Here is a 26,051-nt window from a genome sequence, read left to right as displayed (position 1 = left end):
GAAAATAATAAAGAAATAAGCGCTTTTTATAGTGCTAAAAAGTTATTGTCGGTTTTGGGTTGTGAGGACTTTATTGAAAACATAAAAGACTATATTGCCAAGTCAGATAGCGAAAGAAAGCTTGTAGCAAAAAAGCACTCAGCAGATGATGTAATTGCTTACTTAGTTCAACACTTTAATGTTGAAGTTGATGAGATTATAACGGTTAAAAAGGGGCGAAAAGAGAAAAACTTACCACGTTGGTTTGCTATTAAATTATGGCAAGACTTATCGGGGTTAAATTTGCAGGTATTAGCAGATATTTATAATGTTCAGCATTATTCTGCAATATCTAAAACGGTGGGTAGGTTGAATACATTAATGGTTGAAGATAAAAAGGTTAAATTACAATATGAAAAACTTCGAAATGGTTTGATGTCTGAAGTCAAGATTTGACCCCTTTGGGTTTTAAATTATGCCAAGACTTATCGGGGTTAAACTTGCAGGTATTAGCAGATATTTATAATGTTCAGCATTATTCTGCAATATCTAAAACGGTGGGTAGGTTGAATACATTAATGGTTGAAGATAAAAAGGTTAAATTACAATACGAAAAACTTCGAGATGGTTTGATATCTGAAGTCAAGATTTGACTCTTCGTCATTTCGTTCATTCTAAATCTTTAATATAAATAAAAAACCTACCGCTCGATAGGTTTCAGAAAGGAAATTTAAAATTAGCTATCTTCGATAACAATAGTACAGGCTGCAGGACTTTCACCAGTCATACTTATCACTGCCGTATAACCGTTATGACTCTCATCGTAAATGCCATCATCAGAGTAGTGCTTTTTTGTTTTATCAGCCGCTTTATATGCATCTTTAGAGCTACTATAAGGAGTTCTACTATGCTGTACTTTAAAGTAATTCTCTTTATTTGCTGGTGTTGCGGACATAATTGCCCAACCTGATTGATTATCAGAAATTTCAATGCTTATAGTAATATTTGAACCAGCACCTTTAGCATGAACTCCTGCTTCCCAAAGATCTCCCGGGCTAATTTTGTTGCCACCATCAACATCTCGTAAACTACCATGATCAATATAATAATCTACACTTATTGTTGATTTTGTTGCATTCCTTACACCCACAGCCAAATCGTTACGATCTTTATTGCTACCAAAAACACTAGAAATCAGCTGATTAACATCAATATTAAAATTAGTATCGGTACTCATAATTTATTTCTCCATTGTTAATAACTATTTCATGATTAAACAACATAAAATGTGTTGTTTATAAAATGTTAGGTTGTTTGATCTGGGATATCTATTACACATTATTACACCAAATACTTAATTGGCTATAATTAGGGTGTGTAGATTAAAAAACACAAGTACAAAGATTCGTCAGGGTCACCCACTAGAAATTTCCGGTCAAGCAGGCAGCTGTGTTTTCTTGATCTTTTTATTCAAAAAACCAAGAAACCCAAGGAGTCACCCATTTGGTTTTCGTGATTTTTGCAGTTTTTTTATACATTTATTTACAATGAATTGACATGAATTCTTGTACCTAAAAAAACTTTAGTATTTAATGAAGTTCTATCCTTTTGTTGCTCATTGCTCGTCAATGGTATGGCAAAGATGAGGAACGGAAGGCCCATTAGATTACTTTTCACATCGGAAGTGGTTTTATATTATGAAGATCAAAATTTTAAGTTTAGCTATATCGGCTGTATTGTTAACCGGCTGTGGGGGTTCTGATAAAAAAAGCACACCGACCGAAGTCCAAAGTGTGTTTGAGATCCAGCCATTAATGACGGTTACGGGCAAGGAAGATAGCCCATCAGCTATAGTCATTAATGCCAATAAAGTCCCTGATGGCGCTGAGGCCATAGTTTTAGAATTAGTAGATCAACCTACGCTTGGTGAAATAGCGGGCACATACCCAAATTTAAGCTATGTGCCGGTGGCAGACCAATTTGGTGACGATACCTTTAGCTTTAAACTAAAAAAAGGCACTAAAGAAAGTAGTACGGTAAAAGTTAATATTACCCTTGCGGCTGTTAACGATGCGCCAGTAATTACAGGAACTCCAGCTGCTGCTGTGCAAGCGAATGAAACGTATCATTTTGCTGCCGCTGCTTCAGATATTGATTCGCAGCAATTGAGTTTTAGTATTGACAATAAACCTGATTGGGCGACGTTTGATACCGTAACGGGAGTATTAAGTGGTATGCCTTCAAATCAGCATGCAGGTACAACCAGTGGTATTGTTATTCGTGTCTCAGATGGTGAATTTGAAGCTGCTTTACCTGCATTTGATATTGAAGTGATTGCAGTATCTTGGGTTAAACTCGGTGATTTACCGGGTTTTGAAGGTGCGCATTTAAATGTCCAGTCAACCAGTGATGATCTGTATGCAGTGACACATAACTTTGCGATTGCTGCTGCTTCTATATGTGCAAGTGCCGAACCGAGCGCTCCGAGGTTGTCACATTGGGATATTGCACAAAATAGCTGGCAAAAACTGAGCTCACCGCAATCGAGTCGTTATTATTATCAATTAGAGCTTGTTGATAAAAAGCTTTATCTCTTTGGTGGCACCGAGGCATGTTCAAGTGAGGCAAATGCACAAGCTAATATGGAAGTGTATGATACAAAAGAAAAAACCTGGCAGGCGTTTGCAGCACCGATCTTTGCGCCGTTTATTAATCCACTACAAGCGAGTTGTTCATTTAATGGTGAGGTCATTGCGTTTTCTAAAAATGGTCAACAGCAACGCCTTAATCGTTTAAATACAGTGGACAACAGCTGGCAAGCAACAGAATTACCTGAGAGTTTGAATGAAATACAGCATTGTTTTAGCAAAGGTGATGCGCTTTTTGTTATCCAACGTCAATACGAGCAATTACTGTTAAGTCAATTTGATGTTGCAACACAAAGTGTTTTAAATTCAGAGTTAATTCCTGATTTTGCAGCCGGTGTTTATTATGACACTACACTTACAGGTAATACGTTATACCTGTTAAGTGCAAAAAACTTTGTGCAATTTGATTTTGATTTAATGCAATGGAAAACGCTTACCGCTAATCCGTTTGCGGTTGAGGTGCAAGATACGACTAGCTATTATTTACGTGATTTTAAAACGGTTGCCTATGGTAATACTCTGCTGTCGGTTGGTGGCGCTTATACCAATTATTATGGTAAAGCCATATATCAATATATCCCGCAATAATTTATATCCATAAAACTGATTTAAAGGGCTCACAGAGCCCTTTTTTATTGCTGATTTGCCTTATTAATTAAAAATTAAGCGTCTAGCGATGTAGAGCAAAGTGGTCACCCATTAGAAAGTTCCGGTCAAGCAGGCAGCTGTGCTTGAACTTTTAATTCAAAAAACCAAGTATTCTTATTTTTTAAACTCAATTTTATTGACCACTACATACGCACCTAGTAATGACGGCAAACCATGAGGCTCTCTCAGGACCTGAGCCTAAGTATTTCTTACAACTTAAGGATTTTGCAGTCTCTATCAGCGCCGTAATGAAAGTCGTCATCCCAAGCAATATAGTCACTAATTTTATTTTGGCTTTTCCGGTTAGCGTAAGCTCTATCTATCGTATTAAAGTATAAAACTTCGGGTTCTTTAAAGTGTGGGTGTGAATTTTGTAAATATCGAACACAGTAGCTTATGTTGATCATATCCAAAATAATCTGCTTACCAATCTCAGCATCTAAATTTGGTATGCGCCCTTGCTCAATATCAATAACCAGTTGTAATGTTGAAGCTGCACCTAAACTAAAGGTGATGAGCTGTGGAGAATCAAACTTTTCATACACATAGCGCTCATAATCGTCGCGGATACCGTTGTCATTTTGATCAACACCGTCCAGCGTTTTATAGTCGTCAGGGTGTTCAAGCGGTAAATCTGGGGTTAGATAAAATAAATCTTTAATTTTTTGCCAACTACTGTGGGGGGCGGGTTCGTTATTCTCATTCCAGTAGCGGGCAAGGTAGTAGTCGGGTCCGTGTTTTACAAGGCTGCCGGCTTGATACACTTTGTTTGTTTGCCACTTTTCTATCACGGTATTTTGCAGCCAAATCCAACCATCCCAATGGGGTTTATTTTCTATTGGTTCGACGCCCTTTACCCAAAAAGCGGCGATAAATAAACTATCGTTATGAGTGACGACATCACCGACTACATAGACAGAGTCGGCATTCCATGGTTGATGGTTGGGTTGAGTATCGGTTAAATTTATATTGTTAGCTTCAGAGTTAAGCTGAAAAATATTTGTCGCGTAAGCGTGCAAACAAAAAAGTAAACTAACGATGATTATTAATTTAGCCATTGCAAATTCCTTTTAATTGGAGTTCCATTACTTCTTCAAATTAAGTTTACTTATTAGGTAAATGCAAGTCTAAAGGGTTGAGTATTTTAAAATAATTACTGAATTTGTAGGTTGGGAATAGTTTAACGAACCCCAGTGGATTTTGATTTCACTTATAGATCTAGCTTTAGAGCGAGAAAATGAATGTCACCACGGAGAACACATAGGTGCATCGCGCCATGGCCTCTCGTTTAAAGCTGTACTTTTTACTTCTGGTAAAGTCATTACCTTCATGGGTTTAGGTATTTAGAGTTTGTCGCGAACAAAACCCTTCTTGAAAAGAATTACTCATCTATTGCTTATTTCAGGACGAGATAACGGGATAATAGTGTTAAATGTATGACTGTAGTTTTGTCATGGCACAACACAACACAACACAACACAACACCTTCCGTATTTTTACATGTGAATGGGTAATAATGTACTAATCATTCAGTAAACAGCGACCAACTAATTAGCTGAAATAACCATATATAAGTAATGATTAATAAAGGTGCCGTTGAGGTAAATGGTTATTCGAAGGACTGGTTGATTAAATTTGTTATTTCAATCTGTTATCAAATTCAATTTAGTGCAATAATCGTTTGGATTTTAATGGCGATAACAAAAATAATAAATATCGCGCTGTGGACTAAGGGATTGTAGAGTATGTACAGGATGTTGTTACTTTTTTTCTTTTCAACCAGTCTTTTTGCCAGTGATGTAAAAAACAGTATCGATCGCGTTTATCAAGGGTATACCACCACGCCTGAATCTATGGCTTTATTAGCTTCCCTTGAAGCTGGTATGCCATACAGTGATAACTTAGACGATGCTAGGGTTATGGCGTTTAAGTGCCTTTTTCTTGATACCGATACGCTAGATAAGCGCCAAGCATTTAAAGTGTTTTTAGCTGAGGCTAAGCAGGTTATAAGCTCTTCAGGGGATGCAGTGCTTTCGCAAGATCTTAGTGTCTGTGAGGCCTTCCACCTTTATAGCCAAGGTTTATATGAACGCGCAAAAATGATTTTGCAGCCAATCGCTGAAGTTGCTTTAAATCCCGAGCTTGATGATAAATCACAAACCTCTGCTATTGGTTTTGCTAATTTTGTCTTGAACCGCGTTTATTTAGCGAAAGGCCAATATAAGTTGGCTTTCGATACTGCACAAAAATCTTACCAAGCTTACGAACTGGCTGAAAACTATTACGAACGAGCTTTAACTCTTAGAGAAATAGCAGCTATACATTTAGCTCTTTTTAACTATGATTTAGCGATTGAACAGTTACTTCGTGCAAAGTCTGAGTTAGCAACATTTAATGTGCAAGAACATTATAAAGTGACTGACGAAATTGCTTACGTGTATGAACTAAAGGGTGAAGTTAGCAAAGCTCTTGAGCTATATTTATCGATCTTTGCTGCGGTGCGTCAATATGAAAATGATGATGGTTTTGGGTACTTGGTAATAAAAGTTGCCCAGCTTTATACTCAGTTGAATGAGTTTGAAAAAGCACAGCAATATTTTAGTCAAGTACAAACGCTTGATATTACGAGTGATTGGATAAAGCAATTGCATACAATGGCACTTGCTCAGTGGTTTTTAGCAACAGATCAGATATCCAATGCAGTACGTGAAAATAATGTGCTAGCTCAATTAGACCAACAAAATTGGCCTGCAAGTTTTACAGAGCGATATTTGCAGTTTTATGCTGCTTTAGCTATGCGACAAGGTGATTACCAAACACAAGCAGCTGTACAAAAGCAGTTGCTAACAATTGCAAATACCCAAGTGAATAATGTGGCTGATAGGGCGTTACTTTCTGAACGGTTAATGTTTAATTTAAATCAGCAAAACCGAGAAATAGCTCGGCTCGAAGAAGTTGCTGATATTAAAGAAAAGTTACTGGCTGTAGCTGTAGATAAGGCGTTTTGGCAGCGACTGACTTTAGCCTTTGCTTGTGTGATGCTTTTAATGTTGGCTGTGTATGCCTATAAGCAAGTTCAACATAAGCAACATTATAAAGTATTGGCATTAAAAGATGAGTTAACCGGTGTTGCCAATCGCCGGGCTATTTTAGACATGAAGAAAAGGGCAATTAGTAAGAGCAAAAGTACAGGCACTGCTAACTCACTTATATCGATTGATATTGATCACTTTAAAGCGGTTAATGATCAGTACGGACACGATATTGGTGACGAACTGATAAAGTCAGTGGTTAATACACTTTCACAAGGAGTACGCTCGTCAGATAACGTTGGTCGGGTTGGCGGAGAAGAGTTTTTAATTGTACTTGAGCAACAATCACTGCAACATGCTTTAGAAGTCGCAGAAAGAATTAGAAGCTCTATTGAGCAACAAACTCATACAGCAAAAAACATTAAGGCTACGGTGAGTATGGGAGTTGTGGAAGTTGCACCAGATGAAACGCCTGAACAAGCTGCAAAACGTGCTGATATTAATTTATATGCAGCAAAAAGAAGTGGTAGAAATACTATTACTGCCTAAGGCTTTATTTAGGGCAATAACCGTATTAATTTTTAACGTTAGGCAACATCCAATCAGCTAAACCCTAAGGACGCCCATATTTCAAAACAGCATGGTCATTGAGCTTTTCCCCTCGATGTAGCGCAGTGACTCTTACCCTTTCTGTGCAAATTAAAACACTCACAAACGACACAACTACCATACTGCAAATCACTCCAGCACCTAAAACCTAGGTCCTTTATTCAGCTTACGCTGCTGTCCCAAGTAAAGCATCAATGTAGGAGAGTTCTTCGCTAAAAATACCACTAAAAAATGCACTTTGTTCTAGTATTACGCTTTCATTAGGCTGGGTTTTGTAGTCTTGTTGGCATCTGGCAAGTTCGCTCGATAACCATTGGCATTCATTACTTGCTATGCTGATTGCTGTTTTGAAAAAAGATGACCATTTTATTTTTTGTAAATTAAAGCGGTAAAGTGTGACGGCGATATGGCTATATATTTGCTGCTCAGCAGAGGGCGTGTTATCACTATTTATTGTGTAACCATTTAGCAGCTTGCTCTTGATAAGCGCTTGTTGCAGTGCGACTTGTTGTGGTTTACTTAGAAAATTCGTGGTCATAATGTGATGGGGGCCTCTATAAGCTAGTTACAATTAAATTGAGCAATAGGTTAAGCAAAACGTTTTATGGTTCATGCAGTACCGAAAAAACATGCTAATAGTGATAACAAAATAGGGCTGACTGGTTACTGAATTAACAAAATACAATTGTAATTGAACAGGTAAACTTGGCTTGTTGTTAAGTTGCTGGTTTAGCTTTGCTAATTTTTTAAGTTAAATACTTATAGCGATCGACTGTCGTGATAAGGCCGTATCATATGGTCAGTACTTACATAGTTATAAAGGGGGTTTCATTGGATTCACTGACACAAGTTGTACTTGGTAGCGCAGTTGCTTATTCAGTCTTAGGCAATAAGCTTGGCCGAAAGTCGCTATTGGTCGGCGCGGGGTTTGGCACGTTACCTGATTTAGATGTGCTAATTAATTTTGGTGGCGATGTCGAAAACTTTGTCTATCACCGCAGTTTTAGTCATTCTTTGCTTATACAGCTGCTAGTGAGCCCTTTGTTTGCGTGGCTTTTACTTAAAATGAATTGGGCTAAGGGTGTGTCCCTGACGCGTTGGTCGGTTGCCATGTTTTTAATTTTGAGTACCCATTCATTGCTCGATAGTTTTACCGTCTATGGTACACAGTTGCTGTGGCCACTGACGACTTACCCCTTTGGTATATCGAGCATATTTATTATTGATCCTGCGTATACTTTGCCATTGTTGCTCTCTTGTATAGTGCTTTTATTTGTAAGCATGCGCCCTTATGCACAGCGTATTATTACTAATGCATTAATTATCAGTTCGCTATATTTAACGTGGGGTTTAGCGGCTAAATGGCACATTAATGATAAGGTTTATAAGGCGTTGAATACGCAAAATATCACATTTACAGACTTTGAAAGTACGCCAACTCCTTTTAATACTTTGCTGTGGCGGGCGGTAGTCGTTACTGAGCAGGGCCATTATGAGGTTTATACGTCGGTGTTTGATGATGTTGAAAACGTTGATATGCAATTTTACCCAACCGAAAATGCGCTGCTAACACAGCTTAAAGATGCCAAACAGATCAAGCTACTGCAAGCATTTACTAAAGGCCTTTATGGTGTTTATCAACAAGATGAGCAAGTAATTATGAGTGATTTAAGAATGGGTCTTGAAGGTTATTATGTATTTTCATTTGTGGTTGCACAGCAAAAAGATCAGCAGTTGATCCCTGGCCCTTATCAACAACTCAGCAATCGATTTCCACTAGAGAAGCTTGGACTCATTTTTGCCCGCATTACTAACCCAAATGTTAATTTAGAAACTACCGAAAAATAGCCTACATCTCCCTGAAATAGACGGTTGCTTAGGCCTTAAATTTTTAAAGGCAAGATGAGGAAAACCGTTTTAGCAAAGCGCCATTCAGCAATACACGATAACTAAGTAAGAGCACTCTGTTCTACTTGAGCAATAAAAAGTTACCAAGGCGAAGCTCACTTCATTGATATAAATAAAGCTGGGTTGTTGACCGACCCAGCTGCGTTATATTTTCACTCTGCAGGTATTACTGCTAACTAATTATGTGGCTATTAGCCAATTATCGCCGGGTACCAATTTGCTAACACTACACCAAATAAGCCTACTAAAAATACAAAGGATATCAACACCATTAAGCCTGCTGTGACGGTTGTTATCACTTTATTCGTTGTTCTACCTGCGTACCTTACTAGCTCAGCTATGAGCAGCGGCATCACATAAGAACATATGCTAATAGTTAATACCGTTGGGCCTGTGAACGTTGCGGTATCAATTCCAAGTGAGCCGAATGTTAAAAACCAGGCAAAAATCATCAGCCTAAAAAATAACACACCATTTGCTGCAAGGTATAAACGGATCGCCCATATTTGATGAGTATTGATATTACGCCCTCTGGCGGCTTGTACTGCTAATATACTCGATAAAATGACCACGCAACCAGCAAATATAGTAAGGCTATGCATTAATGTGTTACCCACTGTTCCTCTAACAATAATGAGATACATGCCAGCCATTGAGATAGTACATGCTAACAAAACGAATACGCGTCCGTTGTAGCGGTGGAATTTGTTATACTTCGTTCTTAATGCGGGTATTAGCTGTAAACTACCGCCAATTATCATCACTATGGCCAGTAACACATGCGTCGCATACAGTATATTACCGGTGGGGTCACTCGCAGCATATGCTGTATTGTTAAGACGACTCCACCCTGACAAACCTGTGGTGACACTGGTCAGGCCATATCCCAATATAAGGTAAGTTACAAAGCAGCCTTGTGCTATGAGCAAGCAAATAAACCACAATTTTTTACTGTTATCGAGGAGCTTTTTGGGGGTTATTTTCATTTTTTGCATCAACATATATTTTTCCATCAAACCTTTCAATAACCCAAATATAAAGACTTACATGGCAAATGCTTATCAAATTCGAAACTTGAGCAACGATATATTGATAATTTTTGCGCTTTAGCTAATTAGTTATAGACACATTCTCTAACAAAGTCTTTTTGCTAATATGAGCGTTACTTTGTACTATGTGATTTAGACAACGTTGTTGGTTTAAACGTCACTTTAAGAGCACGCTATTATGCAAAATTATTCCCCTTATTATCTTCTTCTTTTTGTTTGTTTGGGGTTAATGTTTTTAAATGCGTTGAAAAAAGATAAGCAGCTGGTTCATTATTTATTTGTGATATTTTGTGGCTCGCTTTGTATGGTGGCAGCACAAAAGCTCAGTGCGCAAAGTGTTGGCGCGTATCAATATCTAATTGGGTTGTTTACTTGCGCAACATGTAATGTTTCATGGCTGATTGCAAGAACGTTATTTCGTGAGCACTCGCCAATTTCCCGCAGGCATGTGGCTTTTGCAGTAACCATTGCTGGCTTGATCATGTTTAATCAAACATGGCATTACTTAGTGAGCCTTGATCCTCAGCCTTTACCTACTAGCGATATAATGTGGCGCTTAAAGCAAGGGGTGAATGAGGTCACCATATTGCTTTCATCAAGTATCCTTGCGCTGTCTTTTTGGGAAGCGATAAGGGGCTACAGCGGTAAAACACAATCACAACAACTGCAATCAATACTCTTTGCTAGTGCATTCTTTTTAGCTGTGTTTAATGCCAGCATTCTGCCAAAGTTCATATTTAGTGCGGCTGAAATTGAGCTTTACAATCCCATAATTATTACTTCATCTGCGCTTTTAATTGTATTAGCGATGCAAGCAGTCATGGCCCTTCAAGCAAGAGTGAAAAATGACCAAGCGCTAAAGCAAGAAGATGATATTGGCACTATTAACAATGACACGAGTCATCTAAATGAAAGCGGCAATCAAGATGTAGAGCCTGAATTGATAGTTGGCATTACAAAGCTTATCAATGAGCAGCAGCTTTACTTACAAGCCAGCCTCAAAATTTCAGATTTTGCACAAGCGCTAATGGTGCCTGAGTACAAAGTTAGCCGAGCCATTCGCTATCACTATAAAGTAGCTAACTTTAATTTATTTATTAACCAATACCGCGTTAAGTATGCAAAAAAGTTATTGATATGCGATCAGGCCAAAGAGTGGAGTATTTTAAGCATAGCACTTGAGAGTGGCTTTTCTTCTCTTGCGACTTTTAACCGGGTGTTTAAAAGTATTGTGGGTGACATTCCTAATGAATATCGAAAACAAAACGGTGACTACTATAATGAAGGTATACGGGAGCTTGTTGATTAGCGAGTTATAGGTTTGTTTTTATAGTTAATCAAGAATATTAGATAGCTATAGTGAATGAGTAATTTAGTCAAGCTTAGAGTATTATCTGCATTGTATTAACAATAACCGAGAACAGTGTGAACTACTTAGCTCATCTTTATTTGGCGCAGCCTACAGCAGATTCACACTTTGGCAACTTGCTTGGTGATTTTGGCGGTAATAGGCATGTAGAGCAATTGCCAATCACGGTAAAAAATGCACTAGAGAACCACTATTTAGTCGACAAATTTACAGATGCTCACCCTCTAGTAAAGGAAGCTAAACAATATTTTTCGTCTCAGCGTAAGCGCTTTGCGGCTGTAGCTATTGATGTAGTGTTCGATCATTTTTTAATTCAGCATTGGCAACGATTTAACGACCAACCTCTAAGTGACTTTAAGCAAGCCAGCTATCAGCTTTTGAATAACCGTATTGCAGTTATGCCGCCAAGAATGCAAAGTGTTGTAAAACATATGACGCAGAATGATTGGTTTAAAGAATACGAAACCGTCGAAGGGGTCGGGGTTGCACTTGATAATATTGCCAAGCGCATTCGCTTTACTAATTCTTTTTCTGACGCTGCTGCGGATATAGCCCTTCATTACACTGAATTAGATGCCATATTCTTAGCGTTTTTCCCGGAATTGATTAAGTATGTAAATCAACGAGATATTGAAGGAGCTCACGATGCTAGTGTGGAAACTTTTAAATGTAGGTCAGGCTTTAGCTTAAAATGATGCGATATTGATAATTAGCTTTTGATGGAATAAATTCTGACCCAAAAAGGCCGCATCATAATAAAAACGGCTTGATTGATGGCTAATATCTGACTTAATCATCAGGCCCTTTCAGGGTGAAAACTAAATGCTTGCGCATATCTTTTAAAATAACGCCTTTTTTAAGCATTGCACCACTTAAACGTTTCTGCCACTTCAATAAATCAGGCTCTGCTGCTGTTAACGCCTGCTGATTCTCAAACTGAAAACACATTAGTAAAGAGCCCGGAAATAAGTGATATTCCACGTCAAACCAGCATTGCAGCATGCCAGAGAGTTCATTACGGCCTTGCTCTTCAATTGCATCAGCAACTTTAAGTACCAGTGCTTGTTGTTTTATTTGCACCGCAGAGAGTTTTTTCATCGTTTTAATCCAATTAGAGGCTAAAAATGTAGCCATAAAAACCGATTATAACCGAGCTTGTAGATGGGTAACAACTTTGGCAGTGACTTAAATTAAATATCAGATTAAATTGCATTTTAAATGTTTCTTGGTCACTTTACTTACTCTGCTGGTGGGATGAAATTGAGAGACCAGATCGTATGAAGCAGCATCCTGCTTTCATACTTGAGTTGTTCTACTAAACAATCACATTACTTATTAAAAAATCCCCCGCATACATTTACATGCTGGGGGATTTTGTGTTGTTAATTTAATTTGTGGCTAGGCGTCTTTTTTAAAAACGCGCTCTTACGCCAAGGCTAACTGAGCGGCCAGGAAGTGGTGCTTCGTCTTTTAAGTAAGATGAGTGCACGCGCGCTTCTTGATCGGTTAGATTGTCGGCTTTTAAATACAATGTCATGTCAACGTTACCTAAATCAAGGTAGTAGTTAGCAGCGGCTGATAGCATGGTATAGCCGTCGGTGGTGGTTTCGTTTGCGGCAATTTTATCTTGCTTACTGTTGCGAGTGACTTCTACTTCAGTGTGCCAATTACCGTATTCATAATGTATTGAAGAACCAACACGTAATGGTGGGATCCTTGGTACGTTACCGCCTTTATCTAGTTTAGCGCGGGTATAATCCGAAAACACATCCAGACGCCATTGTTCGTTTAAGTGCCAGTCAACTTGTGCTTCAAAACCATACAGCTGTGCATCTTGCTGGGCAAAGAGTACAACAGGTAAACCATCGGTTTCTTCCTCTGATCCTGCGCCGCTACTTTGTAGTTGTTGGTAATCTTGCGCCGTAATAAACTCACCATCACTGAGAACAAGGTTACTAACGTCTTCGTATATGTAGTCATTCACTTGGTTTTGGAACAGGCTTAAGCTTGCATTCCAGTTGTCAGTATTATAACGATAGGTTGCATCTATATTATTAGACACTTCTTTATTCATGCTTTGGCCGTTTTGCACCACCGAATAATTACCGTTATCGTTAGTAAGATTAAAACCACCACCTACTTCGTAAGTGCCAGAGCCAATGTGTGGGCCATATGCAAAAATTTCAGATGAAGAGGGGGCGCGTTCTGAATATGCATAATTAAATGCTAATGAGTGCTTGTCGTTAATGCTCCAAACTACTCCTGCAGAGCCTGAAACCGCCGTGTAATCTTCATCTGCAAATGAGATGCTATTATCGGTTGATAGCTCATCAAAAAATTGGTTATTCACTTTATGGGTTAGTTGCTCCACGCGTGTACCAAGCTGCCACAATAAAGCACCTGTTTGTTTTTCTTCCATTAAAAATGCGGCTAAACTGTCGGTTTTTGTTGGTGGTGTGAAGGCTTCTTCGCCAATCGCTTCAAAATCACTTTTGTTATAATGTAAGCCCATTATGCCGTGCCAACCATAAACCGCGCTGTGCTCTGCCCATAGTCTAGACTCGATACTTTCATTTTTAAAAGTAGTGCCTATTTCAGTCCCTTCAATTTCTGAGTGTTGATAATCAGTATATGCATTTTGCCAATGCACCGATTTTATAAAACCGTCAAGATTATTCCAATCAACAACACCTTGATAGCGGTCTTGTTTTAACTTAATAAATACACCATCTTCACCAGGTAAACCGTATTCTGAGTCCATTGTTCCATAGGCAAAAGCAACCCGAGTATCGTCAGTGATCCAGCCAGCTCCTAAGTTATAACCGTGTGCATCGATTGCTGAGTTTGAGAGTTTAGTACTGCCACCATGTTCATTAATATCAGCGGGAACAGGTATTTTATAGTCACCGGTATTACGGTTGTAAGCATCAATATGAACAGCAAAGTCACCCGTTCCGGCATTTAAATCAGTAGATGTTGTTTTTGAATCTGCTACGTTATCGTACTGAGCAAATACTTCCCCAGTAATACCTTGTTGTCTTTCAATGGGGAGGCGGTTATCAACCACATTAACAACGCCGCCAATTGCACCACTACCATAAAGCAAAGTAGCAGGGCCGCGTAATACTTCAATTTGTGTGGCCGTAGAGGTTTCGGTTGATACTTGGTGATCGGGGCCAACGCGTGATGCATCAGATGCGCCTAATCCGTTTTGTACAACCTTGATTCGAGGTCCATCTAATCCTCGGATAATTGGGCTACTGGCAACGGGTCCAAAATAAGAGCTGTGTACACCTGGCACATTTTTTAAGGTTTCGCCAAGGGTTGCTGCTTGGTGCTGATCAAGCTCTTCGCCACTAAGAATTGATACTGGGGTGCTTGATTCAAGTACGGTACGTTTAAGCGGTGAAGCTGTAATAACAATTTTTTCTAAATCGCTTTCATCTTTTTGTATTTGTTTCTCTGCTGCCATTGCGTGTGTACTGATAGCAGTTAATACCGCCAAAACTAATGGTGAATACTTAATTTTCATTGTTTAATCTCTAAAATTTGCACTAAAACTGGCTGCTTACCCAATGGTAAACAGTCTTTATAAAACGGTTTTTTAACAGTAAACTTTAAAGAGTATTCGGTGGATCACGATTACCTGAAAACGCAACGGTTGCGCTAAATTGCGGGGAGTGTAAGGCTAAAACAGCGCTGTAGCGGTTGCTTTCAGGTTCAAATATACTGGTGGTAGGAGATATTAAATCGTCAAAATCAAACGAACTCATGCAGAGTTGGCACTCTGTGCTACTTTGTACTGCGTGAACAGTTGAGTGCCACTGTGAAAAAACACTGAACAGCAGTAAAAACACCATTAAATATTTTAATAGCGTTTTATTGTGTCTGAGTGAGTGTAAATTCATGTGTTTCATCAAGTGATAGTATAACGTTGTTTTTTTTGCAATGTCGAGAGCTGAATAAGTAAAATAATCTGTTTAATTATAAAGTTTTAATTAATTTATTTAAAATCAGTGTCTTGTGTTTTTATTTTATAAGTAAAACCTCTAAATCAGACATGAATCAGGGAATAGGCTTTGTTAGTTTGCCATTTTTTATCAGTTCAACGCTTTTTACCCAAAAACGATAATTTATAGGCTGTCGTTATGAGTGACAACGTCAACAGTGACATAGACTGAGCTGCTATGTTTGATGATTTGATTGCTTGTTAAAGTAAGCTTGATTTTTAGGTAATTGTAAAGCGCGAGGTTTGATAGTGTGAAAGGGTTAAATATGAGTTTTTTTGCATCTTATAGGGCTTTATTAAATGGTGTTAAAAAGCCCTAAATTCACATGATTAATAATTACTTATCAACTTTTAGCGACCATCTTCAAATGATGCAATTGCAGAAACTTTGCTCCAGCTGCCATTTGTATAAAGGATTGTTGCTTCCGCTTTATAAGGTTTAAAAGACCTTATTTCAAATGAGCAAGAAGTACCTGAGGTGCCACAAGATTGGGCTGCATTGGACCAAATTACACTATCGATAGCAGACCCATTGCCGATAACACGAAATACTGCTGTTGCCTTATTTTGACCATAGATGAGTGCCATACATCTATTTGGTGTGTATTGATCATATGCTTGAGTGTCTACATAGCATTCCATTGAACTTGCACTTGCTTGAACAGAAAATACGCTAGCGGCTAGTAAAGTTGCTATTGTTAATACCTTTTTCATTTTTTCGTCCTTATGTTTGTTTTTCAGATACAACAATATATCAATTAATACACAAAATAAACACCTCATTAACATTTTTATTCATTAATAATAATTCAATCAAGTATTGCAGCCATGGTTATTAAATTCGCGTTTTGATAAGGTTCTTCATTTTTGCCAATAATAGGTTTATCAAGATTGAAATTAGCTAATCCCAAGCGATATGTTTACGGAAAATTACTTTGCTTTTTGATAAGTGCTAGCCGGTAATATACACAGTAGAATAACTAAATAACAAACTATAAAGGCAAGGCTTAGCTGGTTACTCGCTAGGACGTGTTTATACTATTTAGAAAATTATTTACTCTAACAGTCCATTACACTTACTTTTATCAGTTTGAGCTTTGGTTAAGATGTTTACAGGGATCACAAGGCGAGTTGAGGTGTTAATATCGAGTTTATTGTCAGTAAATTTAACATGGTTAGCGTTGAAAATACCCGCTGGAGATAGATTTATTCCCGAAGAACAGGTTAATTAGGTGCAATAAACATATTTATTTAGCATCGTCACTTCATCGATCGCCAAGCAAATGTTGATGCTGCAATGACGATAGCAATTGCAATACCTAAGTAAAGCGTTTCTATAGTTCCGCCAAATTCCACAGCATGTTCTAAAAATAAAATCACTAATACAACTGAGGTAACTTGTACTAAAGTTATTTTTAAATCATGAAAATCTTCTATGTTAAATGCAGCTAAGAACTGGCTCTCATTAGGTTTTGTGGTCGAGATAAATAGACGATATAAACTAATAGCAATTACTTGTAGCGTGATGCCAATTAGCAGTAAGTCAAGAATTTTTAAAAGTTCCACTATTAATTCTTTGCCATCCTTTGCTGAATCAGGGAGGCTCATAATAGTGCTTTTTACTATATGAATAACGATGTTGATACATGAAACGTAAACAAGTAATGATGATATTGCTGCGGTGATGACGGCGATTATAACTAAAAACCGACTGTTTTGAAAAATACGTTCCATGCTACTCAACTTTTGATGATTGTATTATCTATACGAAGGATAGTTTAAATCAGTTTGTTTTTATAGGTATTTTCGCCTTTATAGGGAACAAACGAACATGGGGTGATATCATTGATTTGTTTAATTCAATATGTAAAAGTGCTGCGGCTAAATGAAATAAGTAATTAGTTTAGAGTATTACCACTTGTAACAGGCGTGACATAGTCCACCCACTTCAGACTTCCCTCTTTAGAGGAGGAAGCCTGAAGTCATATCTTCTTATAAATTGGTTTATAAAGCCACTAAGCTTTGCTCTAACATTGCTTGAATTTGTTTGACTATTTTAGCTTCTGTTTCTGGTTCAAACTGCGCTATGCGCGGTGTATGGATATGCCCAGTAGGAATATCTGAATTGAGTTGATCACGCAGGCGAATACTGCGGTACGAAATTTCGTTAGACAGGTAACCGCCACCGCCGCCTTTTACTGCAATCGCACCTTTTAGTTCAGCTAAAATTTTAGGCTCAAAGGCTTTTTCCAGTGTAACAACTTTGTGATTGTCATTTATCGGAAATGGCCCTTTGGCTTGCTGCATTTGCGTAATGGGCAAACTAAACTGCACAAATTCGCTGCCAGGCAATGGACGATCGTTTAGGTTTGGAATAAGTGGCGCTTTTGCTGTGCCGCCATAGACAATATTTGCGTTGTCGGGGGCGGTTACACTGCGTCGTTTACCTGGAAAGCGCTCAAGATCAAAGTCTTTACTACCCATGCTAACGGTAACTATCATATCTACGTTGTTCAGTGCGTAATAGGGGGCGAGTAATTCTTCAATAATACCTTGATCAAAGTCTTCATAGCGAACAGGCACCATTACAGTATTTATTTCAGCGCTGATGCCTTGATAAGTAATTACTTGGCCGTCGAGTAATAATGCGGCCACACCGGATGGATTACTTTGATTGATGTTACTATCCAACAAAAATGGGTCAAAGCCTGTTAGTAAAATCTTTTTGGTGGTGTTTTTAGAGTAGGCAAGGTCGGTGCGACCGCGACTGCCATTTTCTAGCATTGTTAACAATGTGCTTTGCTCGGCAGTTGTTAATGCAAATTCAGGTTTTGTTGTACGGATTATTTTACTTGAAAGTAGGCGAGCCCAGTAAAGTGCTCTGTCATCGTAGCTTTTAGTGACGGTAATGTGTTGTTTGGCGTTGAGCCAGAGTTGGGTTGAGTAATCATGTAGTAAGTCAGTTGCCTGTTTAAAGTTTCCTAGGCTTTTCCAGCTTTGTTCAAATAGCGCTATATCCTCAGAAAAGATATCTAAAACTTGTGGCATAGCGGTTGTGGCTTGCTTAATACGTAGCTCTTCAACTGTTGGGTTAGCACTAAAAACAGAGCCGGAAGAGAAGATTAAGCTCGCGGCTAAAAGTCGTTTGATCATGGTTTTCCTATATAAGCTGTTTTAATAGTTTGAATGCAAAGGCTACTATCTGATTTAGAGCGAGTAAGCGCAAATAAATACGTTGATTAGGGCTTTAACTCTCATCTTTAACTTTTAATCAGCCTCTAGAGCCTATTTTCATAAACTGCTATCCTTCACTTATTAAGTTGTAACTGAGTAAACAGCATGATTAATGATAACGATGTAATTGACACCCTCGCAGAGCTAGAGGCTTTTTTGTTATTGATTGATAACGGTGGATTGGGCTTAAAAAATGTAGCCGGTGTGGCACTGGCGACCAATAATACCAATGGTCGCCCGTTTGTAGCAGTACTTGATGATAACCACAAGTTGTTGTTAGGTCGCTGGGTAACACAAGATGTGTTTGAAAACGGTAAAGAGCTTGTTCGTAGTGGGCCTAAAAAGTTACATTAATCTTGCAAAGGCAATTGAAAATCAGCCGTAACCTTTTGTGGTAAAAGTTATTAATAGACTTACTCTTTAATGACAACAATACAATTTCGGCCTTGTTTTTTTGCTTTATAAAGAGCTTGATCGGCCAATGATATACTTTCTTTTATATTGTTAGCCGTTTGCGATACCTGATTGATACCAATACTGACAGTAAAGCGAACTTCTTGGTTATTTTCTGTTTTCACAATACACTTTTCAGCGGTACTGCGAATACGTTGTGCGATAATCTTGGCATTGTCAGCATCACAGTTCAGTAATAATATAAATTCTTCGCCACCAAATCGACATGCAATATCATCTACTTTTTGTTGCTTTGTTAAAATATTTGCAAACTCGATAATAACGCGATCGCCAATATCGTGGCCGTAAGTGTCATTTATGCCTTTAAAAAAGTCGAGATCGGCAATAACTATCGACAGCTCTTTTTTTGCAGTTTTGCTTTTTGCTAGCAATTGCGAACAGGCTTTGTCAAAGTAGCGGCGGTTGTATAGTTTGGTTAAAGGGTCGGTATCTGCGAGGCGCTTTAATTCAGATTGTGCTGATTTTATTTTTTCTAATGTTCTGATCCGGTATGACAAAATAAATGCCATCATTAGCGCTTCAAGTACAATACCTATACCCACGCCATGACTATTAATTTGATTTGATTCGGTTATGCCCTTGTAATAAAGCACCGCCAACATATTAAAAATAATAAACATTGCATGACCCAAAAAGAAGTACTTAGCGAGGGGGTCTCGCTTTCGCCATAAAGATATCGATACTCCTAAAGTCACAGTCATCATTAGTGCAGCTAAACTGCTCGCAGGTTTTAATGCGCTAACCAAGTCGAATAGACTATAAAAAAATTCGGCTACTAATATAGTTAAAATAATACACAGTGCAATATGCTCTTTGGGGTAGCGCTTTTTGGTTTCAAATATAAGCATCATAAATAGGATTAAAAAACTAGGCATGCTATACAAAGTCGAGTTAAATTGCAGAAGGTCGGCACTAAAAATCCCAAAAAAGTTAGCGCCTAAACCATAGGAAAGTGATACCCAAATGATGCCGGAAATTAAATAAAAGGCATAAACAATGTTTTCAATTTTTCTTGCCGATAAATATAAGAAAAAGTTATAAAGCATTAATGCCAGCATCATTCCCACAAGCAAAGCAATGTAGCTACTACTGCCAACTAATGCGCGTTTTGAGTACTCCTCATCGAAAAGAGCGAGGGCATACCACTGGTGAGAAAAAGTGACGCTTCTAACAAAAATTGTCTTATTTTCACCTGCTGCAAGATGAAATGAAAATATGGCACTACCGCCAAATATATTGGGATGTGGTCCTGGCTTATCTAATTGAATGTTGATTTTTTTTAATAGTTCTCCATTTTTTGTCTCATAAAAATCAATGTCTTGTAGGTGATATGCATCTGAGTTATGCAAAAATAGCCGCAGTTGTTGTGGGGACTCATTGTTAATGATTATTTTAGACCAAGTTATTTTTGCATTTGGCCCTAAGGTTACTTCACTTTTACTTGGGGTGAATTGTTGCTGTTGTATTTGTTCGAAAGGCATTTCTAGACTTGTATCAATAAAGTAACCCATAGGAAATTGAGTTAAATTAACATTAGCGGTCTTGATATTAACACTAGGTGATTGAAGGCTCTCAGTCTTTGCGTATACACCGCATGAGATAAAAATAAGCAAAAAAAGGTATAAAACACGGTTTACCATACATAAAGTCCCTCTTATGAAAGACTTATTTTTAACTTTAATTGTTTGTTTGTCGAGCAATAAAATAAGCAGCTAGTATATATTTAAAGGGAAGGCTTTAGGCTCTTCAAATACATTGATTATTATTCGCTGGGTTTTAATCTTATTTTAATGTTCCAGTTAAGTCTTTTTTAGATACTTTCAATAACATGGCCTTATTAACTTTATAAAGGGCATAAATAAAAGTGAAAATGATTAAAACAGCAGTTTTTGTAAAATGTGCATGTGTCATTGGTTTGTCTACATTGGCAGTTACTAGTGCGGTTGTGAGCGCAAAGAATGTTAGTGATAGTATTGTGGCCGAGCAACGTGAAGCACTTGATAAAAACACTCAGGGTAAAGGTTTTGGGCCACAATCACCTCGCGATATAGACCAAAATTATGGTACTAACTTACGTAGCTTTGGGATGGCGCCAAGCCGTAGTGAGCTTAATTTATGCAACATTCATTTTCATAAAAATGCGGAGCATAAAGGCGGGGAGTTTACCACTTATGCTGGCAATGGAGATGGCAAAGGTCATCATACAGGTTACCTTTCTGAGCGCAAATTATCAGCTGCTCAATTACAGCCTGTAAAAAGTAAAATTTGTGCGGCAAAAGGTGAGTCGTTAAAGGTGGGTGATACTCTAGAAGTACACTTTGTTTATTCATCAGCACAAGTTACACCTGGCCCGACATTGGGGGCTTGTTTAGCTCAAAGCACAATGAATCCAGCTCTTAGAGTTGAAGGACAAGTAATCGTGCTAGCCAATGACAAAGATGCTGTTAATTTTGCACAGCTTGCAAATGTTGAGCAAGTTAATGGTTATTACCAAGCACCTAATATTCCTACTAATACCGGCATCCCTATTGAGTATTTAGGTTCAACAACGGGCCCTGCATATAATGAAAAAGCATCGCCATTACAAGTTAGTTGGAGTGTTAGACCACACGTTGCCGTAGTCGATATCAACAGCGTTGGTAAGTGGTGTGATGAGAATGTATTTAACGAAGATCATGCCCATGGGGTGCGTAATTTAGTGCAAAACCCTAAGTTGTTATCACCTATTTCTCAGTGATTTAATCCTGTATTTAAAGTGCGAGTAGTCAACTCGCACTATTTTAGATTCATCCTATAACCATTTCCGCGCAACGTTTGAATAGTTAAATTAGGATCTGTTTCTATTTTTTTTCTTAATCGGCTGACATACACGTCAATAATATTAGTATTGGGTTCGCTGTAAGTTTGCCATACACGGCTAAGTATCCGCTCACGAGACAGCACCTTGTCTTGATTTTCTACAAAGTACAGCAGTAACTCAAATTCAATTTTTGTCAGTGCTAATTCTTCACCATTTAGTAATGCAATACGTTGCTGAATGAGTAATGCTAATGAGCCAATATTAAGCGTTGTTTGGTCTTGCTGTTGCGGTGCCGTCATACGGCGTTTTAATGCTAATACACGGGCTAATAGTTCGTCAAAATCAAAAGGTTTGCATAGATAATCATCCGCTCCCATTTCTAATCCTTTGACGCGTTCAGGGACTTCGTCTAAGGCAGTTAGCATTAGCACCATAGGTGGGTTGGGGAGGGCTTTGACCGCTTCCAATATTGATAAACTATCTTGTGAACCAAATAATCTATCGAGTATCACTATTTGCGGTGAGTTTTTTTTAATAAACGGCAGGACTTCATGTAATTCATTGATGCTTGTACATTCATAGCCTTCACTGCGTAATCCCCGTGATAGAAAGTTTAACAGTGGTAGTTCGTCATCTGCGAGAAGAATATTCATCATTTGTGTCCTACCGGTAAAGAGATTGAAAATATAGATCCTTGCCCTTGGGTTGAGGTAACGCTAATACTGCCGTCATGAGCTTCGATAATGGCTTTTGCAATTGGCAACCCAAGCCCAAGCCCTTCACTGTGTTTACTAAAGCGCACAAAGCGCTCAAAAATATTATCGACTTCAGCTGCTGAGATCCCTTCGCCATAATCTTTTATAGCAATAGTGATCAATAAATCTGTTCTATGTAGGCTAATATCAATAGGTTGATCTGACTTTGAATATTTGATCGCGTTATCGCATAAAATAGCCAGTACTTGCTGGATCCGTCGTATATCTATGGTGACCAGTTGCTCATTTAGTTCTGTGCTGGCTTCGAAGGTTATAGCACGACTTGGATTGAGCTTTTGCCATTTAGCAACTTCTGATGCGATCAACGACATGATTTTGGTCGGTATAACTTCGAGATTTATTTGATTCATCTCTGCCCGTGTTAATAGTAATAAATCATCAACTAAGCGGCTTAGGCTTACAGCTTGCTCAAGTATTGATGTGAGGGTTTGGTTAAAGTCATCAACCGATACCGATTGCATTCTTAGTGTAACTTGCGCTTCACCTCTGATAATCGTCAGTGGTGTGCGCAGTTCATGTGATACATCAGCGATAAACTGGCGGCGCCGAGAGTCAGTTTTTGTGAGCAGCAGGTTGGCTTCAGTGAGCTCACTGGTGCGCTGTTTTACTTCAAGTTCTAATTGTTTTCTTGATTTTATTGCGTTTTTTTCGTGTTCTTGCAGGCGCAGTGCAAGCTGGTTTATCGATGTTGCAAGCTCTTCAAACTCATCATCTAGTTTTACTGAGATTGGCTTTTGATAGTGTCCTAACGCAATCGAGTTAGTTGCATTAGCGATTAATATCAGTGGTTGATAAAGTTGATTAAACAGCCAATAGCAGCCATATAATATTAGCGGAATTGAGAGGGCACCTAGGCCAATCGCAAACCATAAAATAGTGGTATTAAGCATCTCAATTTTTGCATTGATCGCCGCCACAACACGTGCCTGACGCGCTACTGCCGAGTTGATTGCCTCTCTAAATTGATCGTCTATGGTTACTTCAAGTAAGCGTTTTAGCTGTGCTTGCTGATTTAAAGGCGCTTTGTTATCACTGCTTACTACGGCTCTAAATTCAACAGTTATTTCATCAATGAGCCTTACAAGTTCATCGGTGTCTTCAACGCTGCCTTTAGTGAAGGATAGGCCTAATGCATTGCGTTGCTCAATCTCCAGTTTTTTGATTTGGTTAATTGATTGCTGGATCAGGTTTTGTTTTTTTCGTACATAGGCTTGGTTGGCATTTTGACCAAAAATGATTTCATCGGTTAGCTGTTTAAAAAGTCGGTAAGAGATACTCGATAGCTTTTCATGCTCAACTAATAATGACTGAGCAATATTACTTTGTAGCAGGTTTTCGCGAGTTAAATGAGCGGAAATTGCGGTGCTCAGTAGTGCCAAAAATAAAATAAAAGCAGTTGTCAGGCCAAAATAAAAAAGTTTGCGCTTATACATAGTGGTTTACTGATTTGGGACGTTTGATAAGGGTACATGGAAGGTTTTTGCTACGCAATAGACTCGTAACTAAGTACCGAGTCTAAAGCTTACGTAGATGACGATAGCTGCTAAATAAAGCTAAATAAAAGCAGGTAAATAGAGGCTGTTACCTGCTTTTATTATATCGAAAATGAATCGCTATTTTTTTAGTTCTGCGGTTTCGTCTTGCGTTTGAAAGTCTTTAAACAGGTCTCCCTGCGGATCATCGGTATCAAAGACTGCATTGTTTTCTTCATATTCATCATCAATTTCATCGACCACCAACATTTGCTCGTGGGCAGTCGTTTCTTCTATTCGTGGATCCATGGTCGCAGCCAGAGGCGAGTTGGTAACGTCTGATGTGCCTACAACGTAATCACTCGGCTCCGGTTGTTCTACTTTTTGTTTCGAATTAATGTAAGTGAGTAATAAGTACATTATCACCGTTAATAATGCGATGGAGGCATAAAGGGCTTGGTGACCAAAATAGGTCATAACTTGTGCATTGGCAGTTGAACCAAGTGCTGCACCGGCTCCAAAAACAACTAATAACGCAGATGACACGCCAACGCGCTCTTCATCTTCAACGCGTGAATTAGCTAAGGCTGAGGATAATGGATATAAAGTAAAGGCGAACAACCCAAACATAAAAGTGAGTGCAAAGGCGAGTGTTTGCGTAATAGGTAGCAAAAATAAAGCCAAGCTAACTACACCAATCGCAACCGCATTGGTGCGGATCAACACGCTACGACGTATTTTATCCGACAATATCCCCATTGGCCATTGCGCGATCAGACCTGCAAAAATAGTGGCAGACATAAAAATGGCAATTTCTGACGAATTAAACCCAGATGACTTGGCAAATGTTGGTGCAAGGCCGTAAAAGCTGCCATTTATAATACCCGCAAAGTGAACAGCTGTAAGTGATTGCGGTACTTTTTTAAAGTAGTCAAACAGACTGACTTGAATTGGTTTTAATGGCTTGGGGTGAATCCTACGAGTGATTGAAATAGGAATAATGCCAATTGCCAGCGCCATGCACACTAAAAATAGTGGTGCATAGCCAAGCTCTGGGAATTCGGCTAATGCAAATTGACCTAAAATCATACCCAGATAAGAGGTGATCATATAAAACGAAAACACTCGCCCGCGAGACTCTGGTGCAGCTTGTTCGTTGAGCCAGCTTTCGAGCACCATGTAATTACACATCATACCAAGGCCTACAAATAGCCGCAGGGCTAACCATAAATAAATATTATCGCTAACGCCATGTGCTGCAACGCACGCTAAAACAGCGGCGGTACTGGCTGCAAAGGTTCTAATATGGCCGACCGATTTAATAAGGTGATAACCAAGCTTTGAGCCAAGCAACAAACCCATGTAATAACACGAGGTCATTAACCCAATCCAAAAGGTCGAGATGCCATTTTTCCCTAAATAGAGGGCTAAATAGGTGGTGAGTAAACCGGTGCCAATAATTAAAAATAGATTAGCAAAATATAGTGACGGAAATGATTTCATTTAAATGCAAATAATAAGCTTTGACCAATAGATACTAGAATAACTAGGGATGTTTTCCAAGTAGTTTAAAGTCTTCATTGGTATGCTTTAGCAATGCATTTATTAACTTTATATCGTAATAACTCCACAAATAGACAAAATCATTATTAGCCATTACCATTGTTATAAATTTACTTACGCACGCTAATTTATGTCTTTACCTTCCTGTCCTAAATGCCAATCTGACTTTGTATACCAAGATCAAACCTTGTTGATCTGCCCTGAGTGCGCTTATGAGTGGGATCCAGATGCGATACTGTTAAACGATGTGATTAGCGTAAAAGATGCCAATGGCACGCTTTTGTGCGAAGGCGATAAAGTGACTGTAGTAAAAGATTTAAAAATCAAAGGTAGCTCACAAGTGATAAAAATTGGCAGTAAAGCGGTTATACGCTGGATAAAAGATGCTAAAGATCATCAGCTCGATTGTAAGGTCGATGGCGTAGGCGAAATGATAGTGACTGCTAAATTTGTTAAAAAAGCCTGAACAGGTTTTGCACTG

Annotated in this window: 22 protein-coding genes and 1 pseudogene; 9 read left to right on the top strand and 14 right to left on the bottom strand. The window is 38.5% G+C overall.

Annotated elements, in window-relative coordinates; genetic code table 11:
* Window positions 1-435, top strand: a pseudogene (locus H5163_RS18790) (hypothetical protein); the annotation flags it as partial.
* Between the two features lie 280 nt (window positions 436-715).
* Here the strand turns inward: H5163_RS18790 and H5163_RS18785 are convergent.
* Window positions 716-1,216, bottom strand: a complete 501-nt coding sequence (locus H5163_RS18785) for a hypothetical protein (RefSeq protein ID WP_182735732.1) — start codon at window positions 1,214-1,216, stop codon at window positions 716-718.
* 460 nt (window positions 1,217-1,676) lie between these two features.
* Here H5163_RS18785 and H5163_RS18780 point away from each other — a divergent pair, with 460 nt between their 5' ends.
* Window positions 1,677-3,215 (top strand): Ig-like domain-containing protein, encoded by a 1,539-nt coding sequence (locus H5163_RS18780; protein WP_182735731.1) that lies wholly within the window; start codon window positions 1,677-1,679, stop codon window positions 3,213-3,215.
* 269 nt (window positions 3,216-3,484) lie between these two features.
* On the opposite strand, the gene H5163_RS18775 is transcribed toward H5163_RS18780, so the two are convergent.
* On the bottom strand, window positions 3,485-4,333 hold the full coding sequence (locus tag H5163_RS18775) for a chitodextrinase (RefSeq protein ID WP_182735730.1): 849 nt from the start codon (window positions 4,331-4,333) through the stop codon (window positions 3,485-3,487).
* 696 nt (window positions 4,334-5,029) lie between these two features.
* Here H5163_RS18775 and H5163_RS18770 point away from each other — a divergent pair.
* Window positions 5,030-6,856: a GGDEF domain-containing protein gene (locus H5163_RS18770; protein WP_182731116.1), complete on the top strand. Its 1,827-nt coding sequence runs from the start codon at window positions 5,030-5,032 to the stop codon at window positions 6,854-6,856.
* A gap of 226 nt (window positions 6,857-7,082) precedes the next feature.
* On the opposite strand, the gene H5163_RS18765 is transcribed toward H5163_RS18770, so the two are convergent.
* On the bottom strand, window positions 7,083-7,454 hold the full coding sequence (locus H5163_RS18765; protein ID WP_182735729.1) for a hypothetical protein: 372 nt from the start codon (window positions 7,452-7,454) through the stop codon (window positions 7,083-7,085).
* Window positions 7,455-7,747: 293 nt separating this feature from the next.
* Here H5163_RS18765 and H5163_RS18760 point away from each other — a divergent pair, with 293 nt between their 5' ends.
* Window positions 7,748-8,764: a metal-dependent hydrolase gene (locus tag H5163_RS18760; RefSeq protein WP_182735728.1), complete on the top strand. Its 1,017-nt coding sequence runs from the start codon at window positions 7,748-7,750 to the stop codon at window positions 8,762-8,764.
* 251 nt (window positions 8,765-9,015) lie between these two features.
* Here H5163_RS18760 and H5163_RS18755 read toward each other — a convergent pair whose 3' ends face one another.
* Window positions 9,016-9,825, bottom strand: a complete 810-nt coding sequence (locus H5163_RS18755) for a DUF2306 domain-containing protein (protein WP_182735727.1) — start codon at window positions 9,823-9,825, stop codon at window positions 9,016-9,018.
* A 226-nt stretch (window positions 9,826-10,051) separates the two neighbouring features.
* Here H5163_RS18755 and H5163_RS18750 point away from each other — a divergent pair, with 226 nt between their 5' ends.
* Window positions 10,052-11,182: an AraC family transcriptional regulator gene (locus H5163_RS18750; protein WP_257323987.1), complete on the top strand. Its 1,131-nt coding sequence runs from the start codon at window positions 10,052-10,054 to the stop codon at window positions 11,180-11,182.
* Between the two features lie 116 nt (window positions 11,183-11,298).
* Window positions 11,299-11,937 (top strand): ACP phosphodiesterase, encoded by a 639-nt coding sequence (locus tag H5163_RS18745; RefSeq protein ID WP_182735726.1) that lies wholly within the window; start codon window positions 11,299-11,301, stop codon window positions 11,935-11,937.
* 94 nt (window positions 11,938-12,031) lie between these two features.
* Here H5163_RS18745 and H5163_RS18740 read toward each other — a convergent pair whose 3' ends face one another.
* The 6 genes from H5163_RS18740 to H5163_RS18715 all read right to left on the bottom strand — a co-directional run bounded on the left by H5163_RS18740 (window position 12,032) and on the right by H5163_RS18715 (window position 18,404).
* Window positions 12,032-12,340, bottom strand: coding sequence for a hypothetical protein (locus H5163_RS18740; RefSeq protein ID WP_145241827.1), 309 nt, complete (start codon window positions 12,338-12,340; stop codon window positions 12,032-12,034).
* 313 nt (window positions 12,341-12,653) lie between these two features.
* Window positions 12,654-14,774 carry a TonB-dependent receptor gene (locus H5163_RS18735; RefSeq protein ID WP_182735725.1) on the bottom strand — a complete coding sequence of 707 codons (2,121 nt, stop codon included), beginning with the start codon at window positions 14,772-14,774 and terminating at the stop codon, window positions 12,654-12,656.
* 85 nt (window positions 14,775-14,859) lie between these two features.
* The gene (locus tag H5163_RS18730; protein ID WP_182735724.1) at window positions 14,860-15,015 is read right to left on the bottom strand and encodes a hypothetical protein; all 156 of its coding nucleotides are present in this window, start codon (window positions 15,013-15,015) and stop codon (window positions 14,860-14,862) included.
* A gap of 587 nt (window positions 15,016-15,602) precedes the next feature.
* A complete protein-coding gene (locus H5163_RS18725; protein WP_145241822.1) occupies window positions 15,603-15,965 on the bottom strand; it encodes a hypothetical protein in 363 nt (120 codons plus the stop codon).
* A 546-nt stretch (window positions 15,966-16,511) separates the two neighbouring features.
* Complete coding sequence (locus H5163_RS18720) at window positions 16,512-16,985, bottom strand: YqhA family protein (protein ID WP_145241820.1); 474 nt, start codon at window positions 16,983-16,985, stop codon at window positions 16,512-16,514.
* Between the two features lie 270 nt (window positions 16,986-17,255).
* The gene (locus H5163_RS18715) at window positions 17,256-18,404 is read right to left on the bottom strand and encodes a hypothetical protein (protein ID WP_182735723.1); all 1,149 of its coding nucleotides are present in this window, start codon (window positions 18,402-18,404) and stop codon (window positions 17,256-17,258) included.
* Between the two features lie 186 nt (window positions 18,405-18,590).
* Here H5163_RS18715 and H5163_RS18710 point away from each other — a divergent pair, with 186 nt between their 5' ends.
* A complete protein-coding gene (locus H5163_RS18710) occupies window positions 18,591-18,839 on the top strand; it encodes a hypothetical protein (protein WP_145241816.1) in 249 nt (82 codons plus the stop codon).
* 59 nt (window positions 18,840-18,898) lie between these two features.
* Here the strand turns inward: H5163_RS18710 and H5163_RS18705 are convergent, their stop codons facing one another.
* On the bottom strand, window positions 18,899-20,599 hold the full coding sequence (locus H5163_RS18705; RefSeq protein WP_182735722.1) for a diguanylate cyclase: 1,701 nt from the start codon (window positions 20,597-20,599) through the stop codon (window positions 18,899-18,901).
* A 230-nt stretch (window positions 20,600-20,829) separates the two neighbouring features.
* Here H5163_RS18705 and H5163_RS18700 point away from each other — a divergent pair, with 230 nt between their 5' ends.
* Window positions 20,830-21,696, top strand: a complete 867-nt coding sequence (locus tag H5163_RS18700; protein WP_182735721.1) for a delta-class carbonic anhydrase — start codon at window positions 20,830-20,832, stop codon at window positions 21,694-21,696.
* A gap of 38 nt (window positions 21,697-21,734) precedes the next feature.
* Here H5163_RS18700 and H5163_RS18695 read toward each other — a convergent pair whose 3' ends face one another.
* The 3 genes from H5163_RS18695 to H5163_RS18685 form a co-directional block, all read right to left on the bottom strand.
* A complete protein-coding gene (locus H5163_RS18695; RefSeq protein WP_182735733.1) occupies window positions 21,735-22,412 on the bottom strand; it encodes a response regulator transcription factor in 678 nt (225 codons plus the stop codon).
* On the bottom strand, window positions 22,412-23,968 hold the full coding sequence (locus tag H5163_RS18690) for a sensor histidine kinase (RefSeq protein ID WP_145241810.1): 1,557 nt from the start codon (window positions 23,966-23,968) through the stop codon (window positions 22,412-22,414). The genes H5163_RS18695 and H5163_RS18690 overlap by 1 nt, the downstream gene beginning before the upstream one ends.
* A 180-nt stretch (window positions 23,969-24,148) precedes the next feature.
* Window positions 24,149-25,510 (bottom strand): MFS transporter, encoded by a 1,362-nt coding sequence (locus H5163_RS18685; protein WP_182731126.1) that lies wholly within the window; start codon window positions 25,508-25,510, stop codon window positions 24,149-24,151.
* A gap of 190 nt (window positions 25,511-25,700) precedes the next feature.
* Here H5163_RS18685 and H5163_RS18680 point away from each other — a divergent pair, with 190 nt between their 5' ends.
* Window positions 25,701-26,036 carry a zinc ribbon domain-containing protein YjdM gene (locus H5163_RS18680; protein WP_145241806.1) on the top strand — a complete coding sequence of 112 codons (336 nt, stop codon included), beginning with the start codon at window positions 25,701-25,703 and terminating at the stop codon, window positions 26,034-26,036.
* Window positions 26,037-26,051 lie beyond the last annotated feature (15 nt).

It is taken from the genome of Pseudoalteromonas sp. SG44-8 (assembly GCF_014164125.1).
Taxonomy (GTDB): domain Bacteria; phylum Pseudomonadota; class Gammaproteobacteria; order Enterobacterales; family Alteromonadaceae; genus Pseudoalteromonas; species Pseudoalteromonas rhizosphaerae.
Note: the sequence above shows the minus strand (reverse complement) of the source record. Positions and strands in the feature narration are given on the sequence as shown.

Excerpts from the sequence above, each read along its gene's own strand:
- H5163_RS18785 (WP_182735732.1), bottom strand. The coding sequence starts at position 1,216 with ATGAGTACCGATACTAATTTTAATATTGATGTTAATCAGCTGATTTCT.
- H5163_RS18780 (WP_182735731.1), top strand. The coding sequence starts at position 1,677 with ATGAAGATCAAAATTTTAAGTTTAGCTATATCGGCTGTATTGTTAACC.
- H5163_RS18775 (WP_182735730.1), bottom strand. The coding sequence starts at position 4,333 with ATGGCTAAATTAATAATCATCGTTAGTTTACTTTTTTGTTTGCACGCT.
- H5163_RS18770 (WP_182731116.1), top strand. The coding sequence starts at position 5,030 with ATGTTGTTACTTTTTTTCTTTTCAACCAGTCTTTTTGCCAGTGATGTA.
- H5163_RS18765 (WP_182735729.1), bottom strand. The coding sequence starts at position 7,454 with ATGACCACGAATTTTCTAAGTAAACCACAACAAGTCGCACTGCAACAA.
- H5163_RS18755 (WP_182735727.1), bottom strand. The coding sequence starts at position 9,825 with ATGTTGATGCAAAAAATGAAAATAACCCCCAAAAAGCTCCTCGATAAC.
- H5163_RS18750 (WP_257323987.1), top strand. The coding sequence starts at position 10,052 with ATGCAAAATTATTCCCCTTATTATCTTCTTCTTTTTGTTTGTTTGGGG.
- H5163_RS18740 (WP_145241827.1), bottom strand. The coding sequence starts at position 12,340 with ATGAAAAAACTCTCTGCGGTGCAAATAAAACAACAAGCACTGGTACTT.
- H5163_RS18735 (WP_182735725.1), bottom strand. The coding sequence starts at position 14,774 with ATGAAAATTAAGTATTCACCATTAGTTTTGGCGGTATTAACTGCTATC.
- H5163_RS18730 (WP_182735724.1), bottom strand. The coding sequence starts at position 15,015 with ATGAGTTCGTTTGATTTTGACGATTTAATATCTCCTACCACCAGTATA.
- H5163_RS18725 (WP_145241822.1), bottom strand. The coding sequence starts at position 15,965 with ATGAAAAAGGTATTAACAATAGCAACTTTACTAGCCGCTAGCGTATTT.
- H5163_RS18720 (WP_145241820.1), bottom strand. The coding sequence starts at position 16,985 with ATGGAACGTATTTTTCAAAACAGTCGGTTTTTAGTTATAATCGCCGTC.
- H5163_RS18715 (WP_182735723.1), bottom strand. The coding sequence starts at position 18,404 with ATGATCAAACGACTTTTAGCCGCGAGCTTAATCTTCTCTTCCGGCTCT.
- H5163_RS18710 (WP_145241816.1), top strand. The coding sequence starts at position 18,591 with ATGATTAATGATAACGATGTAATTGACACCCTCGCAGAGCTAGAGGCT.
- H5163_RS18705 (WP_182735722.1), bottom strand. The coding sequence starts at position 20,599 with ATGGTAAACCGTGTTTTATACCTTTTTTTGCTTATTTTTATCTCATGC.
- H5163_RS18700 (WP_182735721.1), top strand. The coding sequence starts at position 20,830 with ATGATTAAAACAGCAGTTTTTGTAAAATGTGCATGTGTCATTGGTTTG.
- H5163_RS18695 (WP_182735733.1), bottom strand. The coding sequence starts at position 22,412 with ATGAATATTCTTCTCGCAGATGACGAACTACCACTGTTAAACTTTCTA.
- H5163_RS18690 (WP_145241810.1), bottom strand. The coding sequence starts at position 23,968 with ATGTATAAGCGCAAACTTTTTTATTTTGGCCTGACAACTGCTTTTATT.
- H5163_RS18685 (WP_182731126.1), bottom strand. The coding sequence starts at position 25,510 with ATGAAATCATTTCCGTCACTATATTTTGCTAATCTATTTTTAATTATT.
- H5163_RS18680 (WP_145241806.1), top strand. The coding sequence starts at position 25,701 with ATGTCTTTACCTTCCTGTCCTAAATGCCAATCTGACTTTGTATACCAA.